Consider the following 21,563-nt stretch of genomic DNA (forward strand, 5'->3'; position numbering starts at 1 on the left):
TAGTTAGCTTGCGTGTGTGAAATTTAGCTCTATGACAATTATCCATACCGAGCGTTTAATCTCACCTTTTTATAAACGAAAAACCCCGTCAATTGTAGCCAATGACGGGGTTTTTCTCCAATAAATTTACACAAATGGTTTAGCGCGGACCACGTGAGCCGCCACCACCGCCACCTGAGTAGCCACCACTGCTACCCCCGCGTGAGCCACCCGACGAGGGAGCCGAATAGCTTGGGGTGCTCGACTGGCTGGGCTGGCTATAGCTTGGCCGACTCTCGTATGTGCTACGCTGTGGAGCCTGATAGCTGGGCTGGTTGTAGCTCGGCCGACTCTCGTACGTGCTGTTACCACTCCGGGGTGTGTACGTACCACGGCTGTTTTCGCGCGGGGCCGAATAGTAACCGCCCGCGCTGCCGCTGCCTGTACGACCATTGGGATCGGTGTATGTACCGCTTGAGGTGTTACCCCCGCGTGAGCCAGTGTTGTTGGCACCGCTCTCGTAGTAATAGGTACCCCGGGTGTTACGTGGCCGTGCGTAGTAGCTATCGCTCGAACCCGTACTTGTACCCGTGTTCGTGTTGTTTCCGTAAACAGGAGCCGCACTACCTGTAGCTGTCCGGCCACCGGTACCCCGCGGGTTATAGTTGCGGGGCGTGTTGTTGAAATTGTCGTTGTAGCGGCTGTTTGAGGCTGAGCCACGAGCACCGTACGTACGCGTTGCGCGGTAGGGGTCAGCACCGGTAATGATCGTGTTGCTCACGATGACCGGACGGTTCCAGCCACCACCCCAGGGGCTGTAGCCAAATCCACCGTACCCGAACCGGTTGAAACCACCGCCCCAGAATGGATCGTAGAAACCGCCACCGTAACCCCAGGGGCTATAGGCAAACGAGTTGTAACCACCACCCCAGAATGGGTCGTAGAAACCGCCGTACCCAAACCGGTTAAAGGAGTTCCAGCCCCAGGGGCTACCCCAGCCGAAGCCAGAACCTACACCCAGCCCGATAGAAAGTCCTGTGTTGAAACCGTTGTTCCAGCCCCACGGATTCCAGCGGGTGCTGTTGAAAGCCGGGTTACCGATACCCGCGTAATATCCGTCGGTGAAACCGTCGTTATACGAGCCGGTATTCCAGCCCGGATCAGCCGATAGCCCCCGCTTCACATTGCGTGTGCTCAATTCAGTGTAGTACTCGTCCCGGTTAGGATCGTAGCCCCGCTGATCGTCGTTAATGTAATCTGGATTCGTGTTGCGTGCGTAAGCGTCGCGCTCACGTTGCCGTTGCGAACGTGTCGACGCGATGCTCTCGGAAGGTTGCGATGACTGGCGGTTGCCTTCATACACAACCGCGTTGGCTGAACTCCCGTAAAGGTCGTCCATTTCGCCGGCGTTCTGTGCAGTCTGACGGCTGCTTGTACAGCTTGCCAGGCCCATCAGCGCGGCCAGCGAGAGATATGGCCAGGTGCGTTGCGTTTTCATCTGACGAAGAGGGTTTTTGTACAGTGCTCGAATATCGATCCTGTTTTCTTGTATAACGTGCGGAAAGACCTGTTTGATTACAAATATAGCATAAAAAACTATCTTTGCAACCCCTTCCTGACCTTAGACCCATCTGAGGGCTGAAGGGTTTAAATCGACTTAAAAAAAAGATACAAGACAGTAGGTTCGAGCGACCTCCAAACCACCCGAAAGACATTGGACGTTAGGCTTTTCGACAACAAACGTTGAGAGTCCTGCACGGAGCCGCCCGGCGGGCCGCGTCTAACGTCAGGCGCCAAGTGGTTGGTATAGCATCGCATCCGGTCTGTTGTCGAGTATCACCCAGCGTCCTGTATGGCAAAAGCAATTCCGTCACGTAGCGAGAACTATTCCGAGTGGTATAACGAACTCATTAAGCGGGCCGACCTGGCCGAAAACTCAGCCGTTCGGGGGTGTATGGTCATTAAGCCGTATGGCTTTTCGATCTGGGAAAAAATGCAGCGGGCTCTCGACGATATGTTCAAGGAGACGGGCCACACCAATGCGTACTTCCCTCTTTTTATTCCGAAGTCGTACCTGAGCAAAGAAGCCAGCCACGTAGAGGGCTTCGCGAAAGAGTGCGCAGTGGTGACCCATTATCGGCTTAAAAATGCCGAGGATGGTTCGGGCGTTATTGTCGACCCGGAAGCTAAGCTGGAAGAAGAACTGATTGTGCGCCCAACTTCGGAAACGGTCATCTGGAGTACGTACAAAAACTGGATTCAGTCGTACCGTGACCTGCCGCTGCTGATCAATCAGTGGGCCAACGTGGTGCGCTGGGAGATGCGTACCCGTATTTTCCTCCGCACGGCTGAGTTCCTGTGGCAGGAAGGCCACACCGCCCACGCAACCGCCGAGGAGGCCATGGCCGAAACCCGGCAGATGCTCGACGTGTACGCCCGCTTTGCTGAGGAGTGGATGGCCGTGCCGGTGCTCAAGGGGGCTAAAACACCTAACGAGCGGTTTGCCGGTGCCGACGATACGCTCTGTATCGAAGCCATGATGCAGGACGGCAAAGCCTTACAGGCGGGTACGTCGCACTTCCTGGGGCAAAACTTTGCCAAGGCGTTCGATGTGCAGTTTCTGAACAAGCAGAATCAGCTTGAGTATGTTTGGGGGACATCGTGGGGGGTATCGACCCGCCTGATGGGTGCCCTCATCATGGCGCACTCCGACGACTCAGGGTTGGTGTTGCCGCCAAAACTGGCTCCAATTCAGGTAGTTATCGTGCCGATTTACCGCAGCGACGAGCAACTGGAGCAGTTGTCAGAAAAACTGAAACCGCTGGTGCAGCAACTCCGCAAGGCCGGGATCTCGGTTAAATACGACGATTCGGATGCCAACAAGCCCGGCTGGAAGTTTGCCGAGTACGAGTTGCGGGGCGTACCCGTACGCCTGGCTATGGGTGGCCGCGACCTCGAAAATAACACCATTGAGCTGGCGCGCCGGGATACCAAAACGAAAGAAACCGTGCCGTTTGACGGGCTGGTGGAGCGGATTCAGGCTCTGCTCGACGACATTCAGCAAAATATCTACCAGAAAGCGCTTCAGTTCCGGCAGGAAAATACGTTCCGGGTCGATACGTTTGAGCAGTTTCAGGAGCAGATCGAGAAAGGTGGCTTTTTGCTGGCCCACTGGGATGGTACCTCTGAGACCGAAGAGGCTATCAAGGAGGCTACCAAAGCAACCATTCGTTGTATTCCGTTTGATCAGGAACCCGAAGAAGGCATCTGTGTCTTCTCGGGTAAGCCTTCCAAAGGTCGGGTGGTGTTTGCACGGGCTTACTAAGTTTAAAGTAGGTTTTAGTAAACAGCTATCTACAAAAATCAGTTGAGAGAAAGGCGGTCGATGAGGCCGCCTTTTTTTCGCTACCTAACTGAAAAAATATGGAGCTCGTTGATAGCATCGTACCCTTACTTACATTGATCGTGCTGGAGGTGATCCTCGGCATCGATAACATTATCTTCATTTCTATTCTGTCGGATAAACTGCCTCCCGAACAACGTGACAAGCTTCGGCTGTGGGGTATCGGTTTGGCCATGTTTATGCGGCTTGGGTTGCTCGCGCTTATCTCGTGGATCATGCAGCTCGATCAAACGCTCTTTACGGTGTTCGGCATCGACTTCAGCGGGAAAGGACTAATTCTGCTTGCCGGGGGGCTTTTCCTGATCTACAAGAGCACGAAGGAGATTTACCACAAAGCCGAGCTTAATGACGATGCCAACGCGCCGGACAATACGGCCAAAGCGACCTTCCGCGATTTGCTCATTCAGATTCTGATACTGGACATGGTCTTTTCTATCGACTCCATCATCACGGCTGTGGGCATGGTCGATCAACTTTGGGTGATGTACACGGCCGTGATTGTGACAGTAGGTATTATGCTCGTGGCTTCGAAGCCCATCAGCAACTTTATCAGTCAGCACCCATCGTTTAAGATTCTGGCTCTGTGCTTCCTGCTCATTATCGGTATGTCGTTGGTGGCCGAGGGGCTGCATTTTGAGATTCCGAAGGGCTACATCTACTTCTCGATGGCGTTTGCGTTTCTGGTGGATCTGATTCAGATGAAAACCGTGCCTAAGCACAACCCGAACGCCGTGAATGAACCACCCAAATCGGTGAATCCGTAAGAGCTTGTTCATTGCTTTTGCGTGGGTGTGGGTAGCCTGATAAAGGCCGCCCGCACCCACTAATCGTTCAACGGCACGCTCGTCTGCCATTCTGGATTAATCCTGCACCAGGTACTCAGTGCGAACCAACTCGCGAAATAGGGGTGTTATGGAAGAAATAGACGATGATGCCCACCCAAACCACCCCTACGCCGGAACTGGTTGCCTCGGCAATGACCTACGAGCAGTACCGGACACTGGCTATTGAGCTCTTTGAACAGGGCCGCACTACCTCAGCCGATGCCCATTACAATACGCCCGAGATTCTGGGTTATACCAAAATGAACCTGGCCCGCATGAGCCGGCTCGACAAACAGACCGTTATTCACCCCGAACTGACCGCGGCCGTTGGGGCCGTAGCTGGTCGCTGGACGTGGCTGGTCCTCACTGAGTCGTGGTGTGGCGATGCCGCTCAGGCATTACCGGTACTGCGGGCTATTGCGGGCGAGTCGATACCGCTGCGGTTCCTGCTGCGCGACGAAAACCCGGAGTTGATGAACGCGTTTCTGACCAATGGCGGGCGGTCTATTCCCAAACTGATTTGTCTCGACAACGCATCGGGCGAGGTGCTCGGAAGCTGGGGCCCGCGCCCGGCTGGCCTGCAAGCGGCCATTGCCGAGTGGAAAGCCGCCGGTGATCTGACCTTCGAGCAGATCCTCGAAAACACCCAGCGCTGGTACAATACCGACCGGACCGAATCAATCCAAAACGAACTATTGACGCTGGTACGGCGTTGGTCGGAGGTAATCTGATTGAACAGCCTACACACGGATGGATAAACTAATATCTTTGTGGGGTACTAAACACACAACAAAATGGCACAAGCAAAAGCTGGCGATACCGTTCAGGTACATTATACAGGCACTCTGGACGACGGAACGATTTTCGACTCGTCGGCGGGCCGCACTCCGCTCGAATTTACACTGGGCGGTGGCCAGGTGATCCCCGGTTTCGACAACGGAATCGAGGGTATGAGCATTGGCGAAAAACGGACCATCAATATCCCAGTCGAAGATGCCTACGGCCCGGTGGTTGAAGACCATGTGTTCAGCATCGAACGGAACGAAATCCCTGCTGAGATCCCCCTCGAAGTAGGAATGACCCTTAATATGCATCAGGAAGGTACTCCGCAGCCGATTCCGGTTATTGTGCGTCAGGTGACTGATACCAACGTTGTGCTGGATGCCAACCACCCGTTGGCTGGCCAGGACCTGACGTTTGAAGTTGAACTGGTAGGAATCAACTAAGGAGGCTATTTCTCCGCAATGGTTTATTGAAGAAGCCGCCCTGTTTGTACGCAGGGCGGCTTCATTGCGTTTATCCGCGACTCAGTGCCGCACTTTTTTCAGCACAAACTCCTCCAGCGACTCTACGGCCTTGCTGGCGTGGCCTTGCCGGAGCAACGAAACGTGCGTTTGCGGAAGCGGAGGCAACAAACTCGTGCGCAGTACCTCCAGCGGAGCGGGTACAATAGTTTTGGGGAGTACTGTCAGGCCCAGACCGGCTTTGACGGCGGCTACGGTACCCGTGTAGCTCGGGCTGCTATACACCAGACGCCACGGGATACCGGCTGTTTCGAGGGCTTCGATGGCGCGGGCCCGGTACACACAGGGTTGGGGCGATAGCACCAGCGGAAGCGGACTTTGGGGGTCGTTGTTTTTGAAGTGCTCAACTTTTCCGACCCATTCGAGTGCTTCGGACCACATATCAACCCCTTCCGGGAATTCTTCGGGGCGGCTCATCTTGACCAGAATCAGGTCAAACTCGCCCCGCCGGAAACGGTCGAACAGGTTCAGGGTCAGGTCGCACTCGACTTTCAGAAACACACGGGGGTGAATCCGTGAAAAGTTAACCAGCACATCCGACAGTAGCACTGTAGCCAGATCTTCGGGCAGGCCAAAACGCACCTCGCCCTCCAATTCGGGCTGTTTGAACCGGTCGAGCGCTTCGCGGTGCAGGGCAAAAATCTGCCGGGCGTATCCCAGAAAAATCTCTCCCTCGTTGGTAAGCGAAAGTATTTTGCCCCGGTTGATGAGTGTCTTACCCAGAATCAGTTCAAGCTTAGCCAACTGCTGACTAACCGCCGATTGGGTCCGGTTGACCCGGTCGGCGGCCTTAGTGAAACTACCCGTTTCGGCTACGGCCAGAAAACACTGAAGCGTGACGGTATCTAATGACATACTCGGTGCTGTTTGGATGAAGTGTAGGTATAATGTCCAACTTAGGCAAAAAAAATCATGCGTCAAAACAGGCGAAATAGGCCCTAAAACACGCTCTGATTCATTTTAAACAAATATATAAGTTTTTCTAATGTACAGAATAAGAATTATTCGTTTTTCTGATATAAGGTATGCTTTTAGTTTTGGCCATTGATAATAGTAAATCTAATAATCAATGGCCCATCTTTCACAACCACTGGTACTCTACGTTTCACTTTTAGCCCTGCCCATTGCGGGCGCACTCGTCAATGGGTTTGGTTTTCGTGATAACCCGCATGGGGGGGCGCAGGCAACGACCGCAGCTATCTGGACAAGTTGCTTACTGGCCATTGCGGGTCTGGTTTTCGGGGATCAGTACGAGGGGGCGGCTGTTTTCGGGATTCGGGCCGATGCCCTGTCGTGGATCATGGCAACCCTCATTCTGTTTGTGAGCGGTATTGTACACCAATATTCGCAGCGGTACATGGCTGGCGATCGCCGGTACCGTGCCTATTTTGTGCAGCTCTCGCTGCTGACGGCGGCCGCCCTGCTGATGGTCATGGCCGATCATGTGCTGTTGCTGCTGGCGGGTTGGGGACTGAGCAACGGGTTGCTTGTTCGCCTGATGATCCACAAAACCGGCTGGCGGGCCTCGTACAACGCAGGCATGCTGGCCCTGCGGATGTTTTTTCTGGGCTTTCTGCTGTTGGCCTTTGCGCTCATGCTCCTGGCTGACCTAAGCGGTAGTTACTCGCTCCGGGCTATTCTGACGGCGGGTGTCGATGTGAGCGCATCACCCATGACAACGGTACTGATCCTGATTATGATGGCGGCCCTGATTCAGTCGGCCCTGCTGCCCTTTCATAAGTGGCTGACCAGCTCGCTCAACTCACCCACGCCCGTGTCGGCCCTGATGCACGCCGGCCTTATCAACGGGGGCGGGTTTCTGCTGGCTCGGTTTGCACCCCTGTACCTCCACCAGAATGGACTCCTGCTGGTTTTGTTCGGGATTGGTGCGCTCACCGCCCTTGTCGGTGCCGTCTGGAAACTGATTCAGAGTGATATAAAGCGGATGCTGGCTTGCTCAACCATGAGTCAGATGGGCTTCATGGTGATGCAGTGCGGGCTGGGACTATTTCCAGCGGCTGTTGCGCACCTGTGCTGGCACGGCCTGTTTAAGGCCTTTCTGTTTCTGAGTGCTGGCTCAGCGGTTGCCGAAAAACGGCAGTTGGCCGCTTTCCGGCCGGGTACGCCCACGCAGTTTATGCTGGCCTGTGTAGCGGGTTTGGCCGGTGTGGTGGGGTTTGCGTACATGAGCAACAAACCCCTGCCGACAGCCGGACAACCCCTCGATTCAACGGTTGTGTTGCTGGGCTTTGCATTCATGGCCGCTACACAAATTGCCCAAACGGTGCTGCAAACGGGTAAGCCCCTGGTGCGGCTGGTACCGGCCCTTGTGCTGGCGTTGCTGGCGGGTGGTTTGTACGGGGTAAGCGTACATGGTATCGAAACGGTACTGACTCCGCTGGCTATTGCCGAGCCGCAGCCGCTTCATGGTGTACACCTGCTGGTATTGTCGGTGATGCTTCTGATCTGGGTGGGTATGAACCTGAACCTGTTGACCGAGCTACAAAACACCCGACTCTGGCGTAATCTGTACGTGGCGGCCCTCAACGGGAGTCAGCCCGATGCGAACACCACAACGCCCATCCGTACCACCTACCACGTTTAAGTCCAACATTTCACTTCCGTCTTATCCCTCATTCAATACATAGCAACCTATGCAATCGACAATAGCTCATTCCCGCCCTGTTGCCCCTGCCGTTTCGAAGCGCGCCCAAATACAGGATGCCGTAAGCCGGGCTGGTCGGGTTTTGGCGCCGGTATGGCCTCTTAAAACGTTTATTGCCTGTAACCCGCTGCAAGGGCTGGAGTCGATGCCCTTTGAGCAGGCCCTTCGTGAAGGTACCCGGCTGTTTGGTCGGCCCGAAACGAGCCCGGCGCTCGAAGCAGTCAATCGGCAGTTGATCAAATGGGGGCATGTGTTTCTCGATGAAGGACAGGCTACCATTCCGATGCCCAACCGGCATCTGGGCTTTTATGCGGCCTGGCGGCAACTGGCGTTTCTGGACGATGAACTGCATGGATTCGACGACGATCGCCGGGATTGGCTGAAGGCCCTGCCCAAGGCTCCCGAAGACGCCATCCTGCTCTGCCTGGAAGCTCTCGGGGTAGTAGAGGAGGAGCAGGTGCCATTTTTGTCGCAGTCGCTGGCGTATTTGCCGGGTTGGTCGGGGTATGTGAAATGGCGCAACGAGTGGCAAACGCCCCCGACCGTCAACCCGAACCCCATTACCATGATCGAATGGCTGGCGGTACGGCTCGCAATTACGTCGATGCTCTGGCCCGATGCATACCAGCCCACGATTCAGCAGGCGTTGTCGCCCGTGGCAACGGAGAAGGTAGAAAAAACAATGAGCCAGCTGGAGCAGTCGGAGGCTATTTACCGTCGCCAATTGCTGACCCAACTCTTGCCGCAGGCCCGGCAGCTGGGTGGGGTAGAGCAACGCGCTGATGCACAATTGGTATTTTGTATCGACGTTCGTTCGGAACCGTTTCGGCGTCGGCTGGAAGCTCAGGGCCGTTACGAAACGTTTGGCTTTGCGGGCTTCTTCGGGCTACCTATTCGAGTACACCACTATGCCGATTCCGAAGCGCACGATGCCTGCCCGGTATTGCTTAAGCCGCGCCACGAGGTGCATGAAACACCGTTGGCCGACGAAGCACAGCTTCAGCGTTTTCAAACGGGCAACCGGTTTCTGAAAGGCTTGAAAGCAACGTACAACGCGCTCAAGTACAATTTTGCCACGCCGTTTGCGCTCGTCGAGACGCTGGGTGCGGCTTGTGGTCTGCTGATGCTCGGCCGAACGCTGGCCCCGGTGTCGAGCAAGCGGTTACGGGAGTCGCTGACCCAGGCCATACAACCCGAAATCCCGACCAAGCCCGATTGCTGTGCAACCCCGGCGGGGATTTCGGCTGCTGAGCAGGCCACCTATGCCGAAACGGCGCTTCGGCTCATGGGGCTGACAAGCGGGTTTGGCAAGTTGGTTGTGTTTTGCGGACACGGTAGCACCACCCAGAACAACGCGTACGCATCGGCCCTCGACTGCGGTGCCTGCGGAGGGAATCACGGTGGTCCTAACGCCAAACTGATGGCTCAGATTCTGAACACGCCCTCGGTGCGGCAGAAACTGGCCCAGAACGGGATTGCTATCCCAACGGATACGGTCTTTATGGCGGCCGAACACAACACCACGACCGACGAGGTAACGCTGTACGACGAACCTCTGGCCAACTCGAACGCGTCGGAATTGCAGGGCTTGCTAACGGCCCTGGTGGCGGCTCGTGAGAGCAACAGTGCTAACCGGTACAATACCTTCGGGCGGTCGGCCGAGGGGGTCGATACGGTGGGCGCCACGCTTCGTCGTAGTGCCGACTGGGCTGAGGTTCGGCCCGAATGGGGACTGGCTCGCAACGCGGCCTTTATTGTAGGGCCCCGGCAGCTTACCCGCCAGGTTGATCTGGAAGGCCGTTGTTTCCTGCACTCGTACGAGTGGGAGAGCGACGTGGAGAGCAAGCTGCTGGAGACCATTCTGACGGCCCCGATGGTGGTGGCGCAGTGGATTAACAACCAGTACCTGTTCTCAACGCTCGACAACGTGGCCTACGGCAGCGGTAGCAAGGTGACCCATAACGTAGCCGGTAAGCTGGGCGTGATGCAGGGCAACGCCAGTGATCTGATGCATGGTTTACCGCTCCAGTCGGTGTTTGCCAGCGACGAAACCCGCTATCACGAGCCACAGCGACTGCTTACGGTGGTGTACGCACCCCGCTACCGAATCGACCAGATTATTGAACGGCAACCCGTATTGCAGACCTTGTTTTTCAATGGATGGGTGAAACTTGTGGCCATTGAGCCGACCGATAACCGGGCGTACCGGCTCGATGTGAGCGGAATCTGGCAGCGGCTCGCCTTTTAACCCAACAATTCGGAATCTACCTCTTTCCATACGCAAAACCCCGTCGGTCTCAAGCTGACGGGGTTTTTATGCTACCCTCGCTTGGAGCAAAACGCCATCAGATAGGGGTATTCTAATAAGCCCAATGTGCTTTTTACTAAAAACTATGTCGCACGCGATCTAAATTTCTTTACTTTTGTATCGCACGCGACATAAATAAGCCGATGATTACTCAAATACGACAAACCCCCAATCAAAAGACAGGTCTTTTGCAGACCATTTTCCGGTTGTTACTGGGCGCTAACCTGCTACTCGCGGGTATTGGCCACCTGACCTGGGCCCGGATCGAATTTCTGGCGCAGGTACCCACCTGGCTTCCACTCGATCCTGATCTGGTGGTGGTGCTGTCCGGGGTCGTTGAAATCGGGCTGGGTCTGTCGTTACTGTTGCTGGGGCGTTACAAGGTTTGGGTCGGGTTGGCGACGGCTCTGTTTTTTGTGCTCATTTTTCCCGGCAACATTTCGCAGTACGTGAATCGAATCGATGCATTCAATCTGAATTCGGACACCACCCGACTGGTACGGCTATTTTTTCAGCCTGTGCTGGTAGCCTGGGCCTTGTGGAGCACCGGAGCCTGGCAGGCATACCGTAATGGTCAGTTGTTTAATCGCTAAGAAAACTATGCGCAACGCTGAATTTTATGGGCTGACGGCCCAAAGTCTGCAGGGTAAGCCCGTTCGTATGGAGGCTTTCGAATTGTAATTGTACGTAGTATGGCTACTGAACATTTAAAGCTCGAAAATCAGCTCTGTTTCCCGGTCTACGCCGTTTCGCGGCTCATCACCCGCGCGTATCAGCCGTTTCTTGACGAACTGGGCCTTACGTACCCGCAATACCTGGCGTTGCTGGTTTTGTGGGAAAAAGACAATGTCACAGTCAATGATGTCCGTCAGAAACTCGTGCTGAATACCAATACGGTGACGCCTTTGCTCAAGCGGTTGGAAACAATGGGGCTGATCCGGCGGAGCAAATCGACCGAAGATGAGCGCAAAGTACGGGTGGAGCTGACGCCCGAAGGCCGCGCGCTCGAAAGCCGGGCCGCTACCATTCCCGAACGGCTGGTGGAGAGCCTGAGCGCGACCGATCTGACCGTTGACGAGTGGATGGATTTGAAGAACAAACTCGACCGGGTGTTAATCTCGTTGGGTCCGCAACAGATGACGGAATAGGGTCGTTTCTCCAAGCAATAAAAAAGGCACCGGCTCACGAGCCGGTGCCTTTTTTACACGTTTCGCCCTGTTTTACTGCCGCACGATCTTCACCGTTTGGGTGCGCGTTGGTGTGCTCACCCGGAGTACGTACATACCTGCCGACGCACCAACCCGAACCCGCGTAGTAGCTTCGCCCTGGCTGGCTACTGCCTGCTGCTGGCTCACCAGATGGCCTCGTGTATCGGCCACCTCCAGAGCAATGGCTTCGCTACCGGCTCCGGCTATCCGCACAGTTACCCACTCAGCGGTGGTGGGGTTGCCCAGTACCGTTACCTCCAGCGGGGTGTCTTCGGCCCGTGCAATCCGGGCAGTGCCCGTACAGAACTGCTTGAAGTTGAAGCTAAACGTATTGCTGGTGACGCCGTTCTGCGTAACCCGCAGGTTGAGCGGGCCAATGTCAGAAGCGGGGTTGTTTACCGCCCGAATCAGGTCAGGGTTATCGAGTACCCGCAGACAGTTGTTGGGGTCGGCATTGCTCAGACCTACCAGATTGGCGTAGCTGATGGGAGACCCGTTGCCGCCACTCGTCAGAATCCGGAACGAGCCCGTCTGGCAGTTCACCTCCGTAACGCCCGTTACCTGCAAGGTGCTACCCAAGGTGGCCGTTGGGCTGCCGCAACTGGTGGTGCTGACAGGCGGCTGGGGGGCACCCGCGCAGAAGGCCCCAAAGTCGAACACAAACGCCTGACCCAACACGCCATTCTGCCGAATCTGCACCGTGATTGGCTTCGGGTCGGCCCGCAGACCGGCCTCAATCACGTGGTTTGTGTTGATAGTCCAGCCCGTAATACCAATCGAGAGGTATTCAACCGCCGATCCGTTACCGCCCGTTGATCCGAATACAATGGCGCCCGTGCTACAGTTGTAGCTCACCACAGTGGCCGACAACAACCCGCCTGTGGGGGGTGGGGTGCCTGTCTGGCTACCCACGGGGCTAACCGTCAGCACAAAGCTGGTGCTGCTGCTGAGACCACCCGGATCGGTGGCGGTGAGCGTAATGGTGCTCACACCCGACGCTGACGGTGTACCGGTGATAAACGTACCGATCAGGTTCAGACCAGCCGGTACGCCTGAGCCCGACAGGGTTATCTGTCCGGGTGTCTGGGCGTCGGTGAACACATTGCCCAGATTCAGCGTGTAGGGAACCCCAACCGTAGCCGATTGTGGGGGCACCGCGTTGACCAGTAGGGGCGGGGTATTGTTGCCGCAGAACTGACCAAAGTTGAAGATAAACGGCAGACCTTCAACGCCGTTTTGCCGTACCTGAATCGTGATGGGCTTCGGGTCGGCCCGCAAACCAGCCTCAATAATCTGGTTCGGATTGGTGGTCCAGCCCGTTACACCAATGGCAAAGTACTCAATCACTCCGCCCGTGCTACCTACCGAGCCCAGCACAATCGCACCGGTCTGGCAGTTGTAACTCACCACGGTTCCGCCAAAAGGCTGGCTCGCTGTCGTGATGATAAAGGTGGTGTTGACCGACAAACCACCGGGGTCAGTGGCCGTAACCGTCACGTTGCTGGTGCCCGATGATGAAACAAGGCCGCTGATGGTGTTGCCGCTGAACGTAAGGTTTGGCGGCAGGCCTGCTACCGACAGGGTGAGGCTGTTCGGTGTTTCAATGTCGGTGAAGGTATTGGCCGGAATTGTAAACGTAAACGCCTGGCCTACGGTTGCCGACTGCGGAGGAATGGCATTGGCTACCGTTGGGGCGCTGTTGGGCGTGTTGTACTGGATGCTGATTCCGTTCGACGCCAGGTTCTGGTTGCCGGCATTGTCCTGTGCAACCCCGGCTGCTACGCTGACGGTGACCAGCCCCGTACCGGCAGGAATGATATTCACGTTGTAGCTGCTGCCGCTACCGGTCAGGTTCGACGCAGTGCCGTTGCTCACGCTAATCTCGGCCAACGTAAGCCCTGTTACCGATTCGGTGAAGGCAATCGTCACCGGAATGGGCGACACCTGGGTTGGGTTGGTTGCTGTTGTGTTGAGGGTTACTCCGGGCCCGTTCGAGTCAACGGTAAAGGTGTTCGTATTGCTGTCGGGGCTCTGAATCTGGTTCACCAATTGCGCCCGTGCCCGAACGGTATGCGAGCCCTGCGCCAGTGCATTTGAGAGCGTCAACGTCCAGTTCCCTGCACCATTAGCGGTTGTGGTACCCACAGAGCTACCATCTACAAAAACCGTAATAGTACTGTTAGGTGCGGATGTCCCTGTAATGGTGGGCGTAGCGGTGTTGATCAGTGATCCATTGGCGGGCGTTAGTACCACCGGCGCGGGCGTTGTAAGCTGACCGGGCTGGGTGATGTTCACACTCTGTGAGATCGTGCAACCGTTGGGGTCGGTGATGAGCACACTGTACAGACCTGCTGCCAAACCCGAAATCGTATTGGTACCATCGCCGGTTGGGTTGCCGGGCGTCCAGTCGTAGGTGTATGAGTTACCTGCTCCGCCCGAAACCGAAACGGAGGCCCGTCCATCGGTAGCTGCAAAGGTCGAAACGTTTGTCTGGCTCATCGTGGCGGCCAGAACCGGGGGCTGTGTGATGGTGAAGTTCCGGGTAGTTGTGCACCCATTTGCGTCGGTGATTGTCACGGTGTAGTTACCAGCCGCGAGACCCGTAGCGGTAGCCGCTGTGCCGCCCGAAGGTGCCCAGCTGTACGTGTAACCCCCCACGCCACCAGAGGGCGTTACCGTTGCCGATCCGTTGGTACCACCGTTGCAGCTGACGTCCGTTTGGCTACTGGTGGTAACCAGTACGGATGGCTGCGTGATGGTAAAACTCCGGGTGGCTGTGCACAAATTGGCATCGGTAACGGTGACGGAGTACACCCCCGCGGCTAAGTTATTTATCGAACCGGTCGTTGCCGAATTGCTCCACCGGTAGGTGAATCCGCCCGCCCCTCCTGTAGGCGACACCGTAGCCGAGCCATTGGCTGCGCCATTACAGCTGACATTCGTTTGGTTGCCGCCTAATACCAGAGAAGGGGGCTGCGTGATGGTAAATGGTTGGGTTGCCACGCAACCATTGGCGTCGGTGATTGTCACGGTGTAGCTACCGGCCGCGAGACCCGTAGCGGTAGCCGCATTACCACCTGAAGGTGCCCAGCTGTAGGTGTAAGGCCCTGAGCTACCCGAAACAGATACCGCTGCCGCACCATTGGCCAATCCGTTGCAGGTAACATTGGTCTGGCTGGGCGTGATGGTAATGGCGGCCTGCTGGGTGATGGTGAAACTCCGGGTAGTTGTGCACGCATTGGCGTCGGTGATGGTCACAGTATAGGTGCCAGCTGTCAGATTTGATGCCGTAGCCGCTGTACCGCCCGAAGGTGCCCAACTGTAGGTGTAACCGGGGGCTCCTCCTGATACGGAGACTGATGCTGCGCCGTTGTTGCCGCCATTGCAGCTAACGTTCGTTTGGCTGGTTGCTACCGCCAGTGCTGGGGGCTGTGTGATGGTGAAGCTCCGGGTTATTGTGCAACCATTGGCGTCGGTAATGAGCACAGTGTATATGCCGGCCGTTAAACCCGTAGCACTAGGTGTTATTGCGCCTGATGGAGTCCAAAGATAGGTGTAACCCCCTACGCCACCTGAGACTGCTACTGAAGCGGCCCCTGTATTGCCACCGTTACAGCTAACATTCGTTTGTGAAGAATTGCTGATAACCAACGCTGGGGGTTGGGTAATGGTGAAGCTCCGGGTTATTATGCAACCATTGGCGTCGGTGATGGTGACGGTGTAGCTACCAGCCGCGAGACCCGTAGCGGTAGCCGCTGTGCCGCCCGAAGGTGCCCAGCTATACGTGTAACCTCCCACGCCACCAGAGGGCGTTACTGTAGCCGAGCCATTGGTAGCACCGTTACAGATAACGTTATTCTGAATGGTACTGGCAACCAGTGGTGCTGGCTGTGTAATAGTGAACGCCTGAGTGGCAACACAGCCATTGGCGTCGGTGATAGTCACAATATAGGTGCCGGCCGACAAGCCGTTAGCCGTAGCCGCTGTACCGCCTGAAGGTGCCCAACTGTAGGTGTAACCGGGGGCTCCTCCTGATACGGAGACTGATGCTGTGCCGTTGTTGCCGCCATTGCAGCTAACGTTCGTTTGGCTGCTTGATACCGCCAGTGCTGGGGGCTGCGTGATGGTGAAGCTTCGGGTGGTCGTGCATGCATTCGCGTCGGTGATGGTCACGGTATATATACCGGCGGACAAGCCGTTAGCCGTAGCCGCTGTACCACCCGAAGGCGCCCAGCTGTATGTATAACCAGGCGTTCCTCCCGAAACTGCTACTGAAGCGGAGCCTGTACTACCTCCATTGCAGCTTACATTAATCTGTGAAGAGCTGCTGGTAACCAGGGCGGGAGGCTGTGTGATGGTGAAGCTCCGGGTAGCCGTACATGAATTGGCATCGGTAACGGTAACCGAGTACACTCCCGCGGCTAAGTTATTTATCGAACTGGTCGTTGCCGAATTGCTCCACCGGTAGGTGAATCCGCCCGACCCACCTGTAGGCGACACTGAAATGGAGCCATTGGTATTCCCATTACAGCTGACGTTGGTTTGCGAATTACCAATGAAAATTGGATTAGGCTGCGTGACCGTGCCGACAGCCGTAGCGGATGTACCCTGATTGTCGGTCACTGTAATAGTGTAACTTCCCGCAGCCAGCCCGGTGATAGTAGCGGTACCGTCGCCAGCGGGGTTGCCGGGTGTCCAGTTGTACGTGTATGATCCAACCCCGCCACTGGCCGAAGCGCTCAGAGAGCCGTTTGCTCCTCCGGCACAGCTAACATTGGTGGTTTGGATAATACTGACGGTCAGTGGAGTGGGAGCTGCTGATGTTGTAAAGGTCAGGGATGTGCCGTAGCTTGGGCCAGCGCTGTTGATTGCATAGGCGCGTACCGAATACAGAGTATTGGGGTTTAGTCCGGTGGCTGTTACAGAGAATGCACCCGTACCTGTACCACTCATTATTTTAGTGTTCGATATAGTAGGCGTACTGGTGCCGGTAATATAAACGACCCCGCGCTCGGAAATTGCCCCTCCGCCATCGTTAGTGACATTGCCGCCGAGTGTGGCCCGGTTGGGTCGTATATCACTCGGAGCCGTGGTCGTCACGGTAGCCAGGGTAGCTGGTAGTTGTACTGCCAACGGCGTATTACCCGTGCAGGGTCCTACTACACCTGATGTTTCGGCTAACCAGCCGGTAGTGGGAGGCAAGCTGCCCGTTGAGGTGTTTGACAGATACGCTTGCCCATCAAATTCGAGTACCCAAACTGACGCCGAGGTCAGGAAATACAGATTCAGTGATACGCCTGCGTACGTTTGGCTGTTGAGGATGATACTGCCCGTACCTGTGTAGGCCGGGCGGTTTGAACCCTCAAAGTTTGCATTGAGAAGCGTCAACGTAGAGGCTTGAGCAAGGCATGCCCCTGATACAGTAACCGAACTGGGGGGGCTTTGTGCACGAACCGCCTGCGCAAAGCACGTCAGTAGCACGACCACCAGAAGGAACAACTTCATCGGGCGAAGCCTTCCGCGTGGGTGTAGCGGTTCTGGCCGATGTGGTAGAGAAGGTTGCATAATTGAGTTGAAAGCGTAAGGTTCAAAAAAAGGTTGACGAGCAAGGGTAGGAAGCAATCGGGTTTGGATTGCTTCCCACGACAGAATAGTTTGTAAAGAGTGCCAGCCGATACGATCTGGCGTACGACTTAATTACGCGCTGGGAAAATGCCCTCCATGCAGATTATAAAGTTGATGCCCAGATAGGGCTGCATATTGTTGTGGGGCTGCGAGCCACCAGCAATCGACATTGAATTCGGGCCTAATGTGACGCCAGAGTCCAGTGTGCTTCTATACTCGGGATCGAGCGCGCCCGTGGCGGCCAGAAAAGCATTGGCGGGTGCTGCGGTATTACCCGTTTGAGACGATGCAACCAGCGAATGATTGTGTGCTGGCATTTCTGTTATAATCAGTGTATGCGTGGCTGCACCAGCCATTTGGCCTAAAACAACTGGGGGTAAACCAGGCCCTTGACCAGTACCAACCGGCACTCGGCCACGGAAATCGGGGAGAGCAAAGGTTGTCTGGCCATTACCTCCAAACGTGGTACCCAAGAGCGAGAAGAGGGCTGTATTTTGGGCAATCGACAAAATCTGCCCATTACAGAACGCCCAGCCCCGAGGGGCAAAGTTGCCCGCGAACATGATGATTTGAGCAATGTATCCTTCCATGTGCTAAAAATGGTTTTAGGTTAGTTGTAAATTATGTGTCAGCAGGTGTACCGTTTAGAACAGTCAGCTGGTAAACAAGCCGATACTAATTGGTTGGTTGCCAGTTTGTTTATTGTCGCAGTGCCTGCTTTATGATGCAGGAATGAATAGAGCCACATTCAGTCTGAAGCTTAATTTCTTGATGGATAGATTCCTGATGTGCAAATGATGAAGTTCATACCCAGATAGGGTTGCATGTTGTTGTGGGGCTGCGAACCACCACTGCCTACCACCGTATTTGCCCCCATAGTTACCGGCGAATCTAATGTGCTTCTGTACTCAGGATCGAGGGTGCCTGTTGCGGCTAAAAACGCATTGGCTGGTGCGGCAATATTGCCTGTTTGAGACGATGCAAAAAGCGGATGATTGTGCGCTGGCATTTCTGTTGTAATCAGTGTATGGGTAGGCTCACCAGCCATTTGGCCTAAAACAACTGGGGGTAAGCCAGGTCCCTGTCCGGGCCCGATCGGTGCGCGACCGCGCAGGTCGGGGAGTCCGAAGGTTGTTTGGCCATTACCTCCAAACGTGGTACCCAAGAGCGAGAAGAGGGCTGTATTTTGAGCAATTGACAGAATCTGTCCCTGGCAGAACGCCCAGTATCGTGGGGCAAAGTTGCCAGCGAACATAATTACCTGAGCAAGGTACGGTTCCATGAAACAAAACGGTTTGGGTTCGTAATAATCGATTTAAGCTGCCCGGCACCGAATGCCAAGGCGTTGTTCTACCCGCATCACTTCACGGTCGGGCAGGTCGTCGTTCGGTAAACAAAAGAATCCCTTCAGGTTACGGGCGTGCTTCGCCGTGATACCGTCGAGGGTTTTGATGGGGTTGAAGTTGATGTAAATCTCCCGCAGTCCGGTCAGCTCCCGGACAGGAACCAATGAATCAATCTGGTTAAACTGCGCATACAGTTGCTCCAGTTTTTTGAGCGATTCGATCCCAGTCAGGCTCCTGATGGAGTTGTTGTTAACAAACAGGCTCCGCAGTTTGGGTAAGGTAGCCAGTTCGGTAACAGACCCTAATTGATGGTGGGTGAGCACCACAATTTCCAGGTTACTCATGCCCTGTAGGCCCGAGCAATCGGTTAATTCAAACGGCAAATTGGGGTAGGGGGCTCGCGGGCCCGTAAACCGGATGGCTGGAATTTGCCAGAGGTATTCTAATTCTTCGGCCGTGGGGTGAGCGGAATGTTGCAGGATAGCCGTTTGGAAAGCCGACCGCCATACGGGCGTCAGGCCAAGCCACCACGTCAGGCGTTTGGCGTGCGTATCGGCCACGGTAGGCACCGACTTAGAGGCTACTTCGGGATCAATAAGCATAATGACATTAAAAAAAAGGAAAGCAGATAGAAACAGGCTCAGGCTGCAGTTGACCCAGCCTGTTGGTTGGCTGGAGACTGACCATATCGAGCGATCGTAAACGCGTGCGTCCTGAGGTCAAGGCTAAGTTGGGCCTGGCTGCCGACAATCAACAGGCTACTGGTCACCTGATCATCGACGGCGTTCAGGCGGGCGAGGGCCTGCCACGTCAATTGCATGTCCGATACGGTCAGCTTACCCGAGTAGGTACCAAATGGGCTCGATGGTGTAGGATCGAAAAAAGCTACGGGGTTTGCTATTGGCTGACTACGCCCGAGGAGTTGGCTCGTAATTTCGAGTTGCTGCGCGGCAATTTGTTGCAGGGCCTGAGGGGCCGTGTAAGCCGGATTGTACGTGTGGGTAATCTGAATACTTTGTACTGTTCCGAGCTGACCCGTGCGAATGTGGGCAGCGGCTTTTCGGGCTGATTCAGATGTTAGTGCCGATTGAGCGCGGCTGGCGGCCGACGATCCCAGTACAGAGGAAATAGGAAGTAACGGGATAGCAAACCCAGCCGAGAGTTGACGAAGAAATAGACGTCTTTGCATATAAGTGAGCGACTTGAGGTGAGAAGGGAAGGACGATAAACTGTTTGTCGAGTGGCAGCTTAACTACCACGGGTGTCAATCAGTTGTCGTCGTGGTAAAGTTGATGATTATATAATTTATGTACAACTTGATTGTATGTACGGCTAAAGATTTTTCAATATTTAGGTGACTTGTTTCTCGGCGCCACGCGTGATTTTAAGGCCTCAGCCAGTGTATCATAGTGGGAAAACCAACGCCCGGCTCATTAGTGTCGGGGTTATGGGCCAGCCCCATCCAGACTAACAACGGTAACCCAATGTATTGCCCTGTTGTGAAATGGTCGATCAGCCATTGGCTGTTGCCATTGTATCCGTCCTTATGAAAAACAATGTCGGGCGGCAGGTTCAGGTGCAGAGAGGCTGCATACGTCCAGAGCAACACAGCCATTTCGTCGCCCGCTTTGTCGGGATGATTGTCGGTAATATTACCACCTAAATTAGGGCGGTCTTCGGGGAGGCACACGGCAATGTGCCCTGCTTCGTGCAAGATATCTCCGGGGTACAAAAGTTTATCCCGGTCAATCAGGATGGTACCATTCTGTATAAGGAGCCCCGGTAAAAAAGTAGGGCCGTGCAAGGTTTCGTATCTGGTTTGAATACCAATCTGATTCAGGAAATGGCAAATCGGTTCAATATACTGAACAGGCATTACGGGTATCGTACAGAAGGTTGACGATGTAGCAAATCGGGGTTACAGGCCCAGATTGGCAAAAAGACACGTGTACAGAAGCGGAGTGGATAGGGGACAAACGATCGAATAACGGGCAGGCACGTTGCCGAACGGGGAGCAACTTACACTATTTCCCCAGTCTTTGTCAAGCAGATACTGTTTGCCGGTGGCTATTTTCAGCAGCCCCAGTCAGTAAGCGGCATTGACAATTCAGTCGGCCAAACTAACAAACCATACCTTTCGGGCTTCTACAGCCGTTGGCCTAATCTCAACTTTGCAGCACAATACGGTCGGCTTTGGCCCACCTCTATCCATACACTGCAAACATTCACTTCTGTAAACGTCGAAGACATGAGAAACGTAACCATTTTGCTGCTGGCCAGCCTGTTGGCTTTGGCTGGTTGTCAGACCGATCCGGTTCCGGGCCCCAAGGGTGACACCGGGGCGCAGGGGCCCAAAGGGGATGCCGGTGCACAAGGCCCCAAAGGGGATCCCGGGGCGCCCGGTCAGCCGGGGGCTCCGGGGCAACCCGGAGAACCGGGTACGGCTAATGCCTGGAGTTACATCTACCCCAATGAGTCGTTCAGGCCGTTGGGAACGCCCGAGTATAACTCCATTACGAAGATGTACACCTCCAGTGGTTTCCGGCAGTTTGTGCCTGAGAAATATGCCGAGGTGGCCGACAAAGGCGTGGTGCTCGTGTACCTGCGCGACGGCCTCAATGCCTGGACGCTCAACAGTGTTCAGTCGCTGTACCTCGGTCCCATACCCACGGAGCCGCCGAGTGTGGTAGAAACCTCAGTCCGAAATCTGCCCGATCGGGTGCGCGTAACCGCTAAACTGACCACGGTCAACGAAAAGTCGACAATTCTGTCGACGTACAAAGCCGACGTCAAGATTATTCTGATTGCACCCACGCATGTGCTCATCAACCAGATTAGCAACGGTCGGCTCGACCTGACCGATTGTGCGGCCGTAGAACGGTATTTGAAGTTGTAAGGCTG

At 55.2% G+C, this 21,563-nt stretch carries 18 protein-coding genes; 10 read left to right on the forward strand and 8 right to left on the reverse strand.

Going from position 1 to position 21,563, the window contains the following annotated elements; genetic code table 11:
* Positions 1 to 139: 139 nt before the first annotated feature.
* Positions 140 to 1,477, reverse strand: coding sequence for a hypothetical protein (locus RUDLU_RS0120990; protein WP_019990399.1), 1,338 nt, complete (start codon positions 1,475 to 1,477; stop codon positions 140 to 142).
* 354 nt (positions 1,478 to 1,831) lie between these two features.
* On the opposite strand from RUDLU_RS0120990, the gene proS reads away from it, so the two are divergent.
* From proS to RUDLU_RS0121010, 4 genes are all read left to right on the forward strand, one after another.
* Positions 1,832 to 3,304, forward strand: a complete 1,473-nt coding sequence (gene proS, locus RUDLU_RS0120995) for a proline--tRNA ligase (RefSeq protein WP_019990400.1) — start codon at positions 1,832 to 1,834, stop codon at positions 3,302 to 3,304.
* A 98-nt stretch (positions 3,305 to 3,402) separates the two neighbouring features.
* Positions 3,403 to 4,146 (forward strand): TerC family protein, encoded by a 744-nt coding sequence (locus RUDLU_RS0121000; RefSeq protein ID WP_019990401.1) that lies wholly within the window; start codon positions 3,403 to 3,405, stop codon positions 4,144 to 4,146.
* Positions 4,147 to 4,310: 164 nt separating this feature from the next.
* Positions 4,311 to 4,937 (forward strand): thioredoxin family protein, encoded by a 627-nt coding sequence (locus RUDLU_RS0121005; RefSeq protein WP_019990402.1) that lies wholly within the window; start codon positions 4,311 to 4,313, stop codon positions 4,935 to 4,937.
* Between the two features lie 63 nt (positions 4,938 to 5,000).
* On the forward strand, positions 5,001 to 5,432 hold the full coding sequence (locus RUDLU_RS0121010; protein WP_019990403.1) for an FKBP-type peptidyl-prolyl cis-trans isomerase: 432 nt from the start codon (positions 5,001 to 5,003) through the stop codon (positions 5,430 to 5,432).
* A gap of 81 nt (positions 5,433 to 5,513) precedes the next feature.
* On the opposite strand, the gene RUDLU_RS0121015 is transcribed toward RUDLU_RS0121010, so the two are convergent.
* Entirely contained in the window at positions 5,514 to 6,365 is an 852-nt protein-coding gene (locus RUDLU_RS0121015) for a LysR substrate-binding domain-containing protein (RefSeq protein ID WP_019990404.1), read from the reverse strand.
* Between the two features lie 214 nt (positions 6,366 to 6,579).
* On the opposite strand from RUDLU_RS0121015, the gene RUDLU_RS0121020 reads away from it, so the two are divergent.
* The 4 genes from RUDLU_RS0121020 to RUDLU_RS0121035 all read left to right on the forward strand — a co-directional run bounded on the left by RUDLU_RS0121020 (position 6,580) and on the right by RUDLU_RS0121035 (position 11,631).
* Positions 6,580 to 8,115 (forward strand): proton-conducting transporter transmembrane domain-containing protein, encoded by a 1,536-nt coding sequence (locus RUDLU_RS0121020; RefSeq protein WP_019990405.1) that lies wholly within the window; start codon positions 6,580 to 6,582, stop codon positions 8,113 to 8,115.
* Positions 8,116 to 8,164: 49 nt separating this feature from the next.
* Positions 8,165 to 10,423, forward strand: a complete 2,259-nt coding sequence (locus RUDLU_RS0121025) for a DUF2309 domain-containing protein (protein WP_027303265.1) — start codon at positions 8,165 to 8,167, stop codon at positions 10,421 to 10,423.
* A gap of 203 nt (positions 10,424 to 10,626) precedes the next feature.
* On the forward strand, positions 10,627 to 11,076 hold the full coding sequence (locus RUDLU_RS0121030; RefSeq protein ID WP_157580315.1) for a DoxX family protein: 450 nt from the start codon (positions 10,627 to 10,629) through the stop codon (positions 11,074 to 11,076).
* Between the two features lie 99 nt (positions 11,077 to 11,175).
* Complete coding sequence (locus RUDLU_RS0121035) at positions 11,176 to 11,631, forward strand: MarR family winged helix-turn-helix transcriptional regulator (RefSeq protein WP_019990408.1); 456 nt, start codon at positions 11,176 to 11,178, stop codon at positions 11,629 to 11,631.
* Positions 11,632 to 11,703: 72 nt separating this feature from the next.
* Here the strand turns inward: RUDLU_RS0121035 and RUDLU_RS28920 are convergent, their stop codons facing one another.
* On the reverse strand, positions 11,704 to 17,079 hold the full coding sequence (locus tag RUDLU_RS28920; RefSeq protein WP_169578062.1) for a beta strand repeat-containing protein: 5,376 nt from the start codon (positions 17,077 to 17,079) through the stop codon (positions 11,704 to 11,706).
* Positions 17,080 to 17,135: 56 nt separating this feature from the next.
* Between RUDLU_RS28920 and RUDLU_RS30435 the strand changes: the two genes are divergently transcribed.
* A complete protein-coding gene (locus tag RUDLU_RS30435; RefSeq protein ID WP_281168783.1) occupies positions 17,136 to 17,258 on the forward strand; it encodes a hypothetical protein in 123 nt (40 codons plus the stop codon).
* A gap of 126 nt (positions 17,259 to 17,384) precedes the next feature.
* Here the strand turns inward: RUDLU_RS30435 and RUDLU_RS0121045 are convergent, their stop codons facing one another.
* From RUDLU_RS0121045 to RUDLU_RS0121065, 5 genes are all read right to left on the reverse strand, one after another.
* Positions 17,385 to 17,906, reverse strand: coding sequence for a phage tail protein (locus RUDLU_RS0121045; protein ID WP_019990410.1), 522 nt, complete (start codon positions 17,904 to 17,906; stop codon positions 17,385 to 17,387).
* A gap of 170 nt (positions 17,907 to 18,076) precedes the next feature.
* Entirely contained in the window at positions 18,077 to 18,598 is a 522-nt protein-coding gene (locus RUDLU_RS0121050) for a phage tail protein (protein ID WP_019990411.1), read from the reverse strand.
* A 33-nt stretch (positions 18,599 to 18,631) separates the two neighbouring features.
* Complete coding sequence (locus RUDLU_RS0121055; protein WP_019990412.1) at positions 18,632 to 19,264, reverse strand: leucine-rich repeat domain-containing protein; 633 nt, start codon at positions 19,262 to 19,264, stop codon at positions 18,632 to 18,634.
* Positions 19,265 to 19,302: 38 nt separating this feature from the next.
* Positions 19,303 to 19,851 carry a hypothetical protein gene (locus tag RUDLU_RS29740; protein WP_157580319.1) on the reverse strand — a complete coding sequence of 183 codons (549 nt, stop codon included), beginning with the start codon at positions 19,849 to 19,851 and terminating at the stop codon, positions 19,303 to 19,305.
* Between the two features lie 195 nt (positions 19,852 to 20,046).
* Positions 20,047 to 20,538, reverse strand: coding sequence for a hypothetical protein (locus RUDLU_RS0121065; protein WP_019990414.1), 492 nt, complete (start codon positions 20,536 to 20,538; stop codon positions 20,047 to 20,049).
* Positions 20,539 to 20,910: 372 nt separating this feature from the next.
* Here RUDLU_RS0121065 and RUDLU_RS30065 point away from each other — a divergent pair, with 372 nt between their 5' ends.
* A complete protein-coding gene (locus RUDLU_RS30065; RefSeq protein WP_019990415.1) occupies positions 20,911 to 21,558 on the forward strand; it encodes a collagen-like triple helix repeat-containing protein in 648 nt (215 codons plus the stop codon).
* Positions 21,559 to 21,563 lie beyond the last annotated feature (5 nt).

The sequence above is a fragment of the Rudanella lutea DSM 19387 genome (genome assembly GCF_000383955.1).
Classification (GTDB): domain Bacteria; phylum Bacteroidota; class Bacteroidia; order Cytophagales; family Spirosomataceae; genus Rudanella; species Rudanella lutea.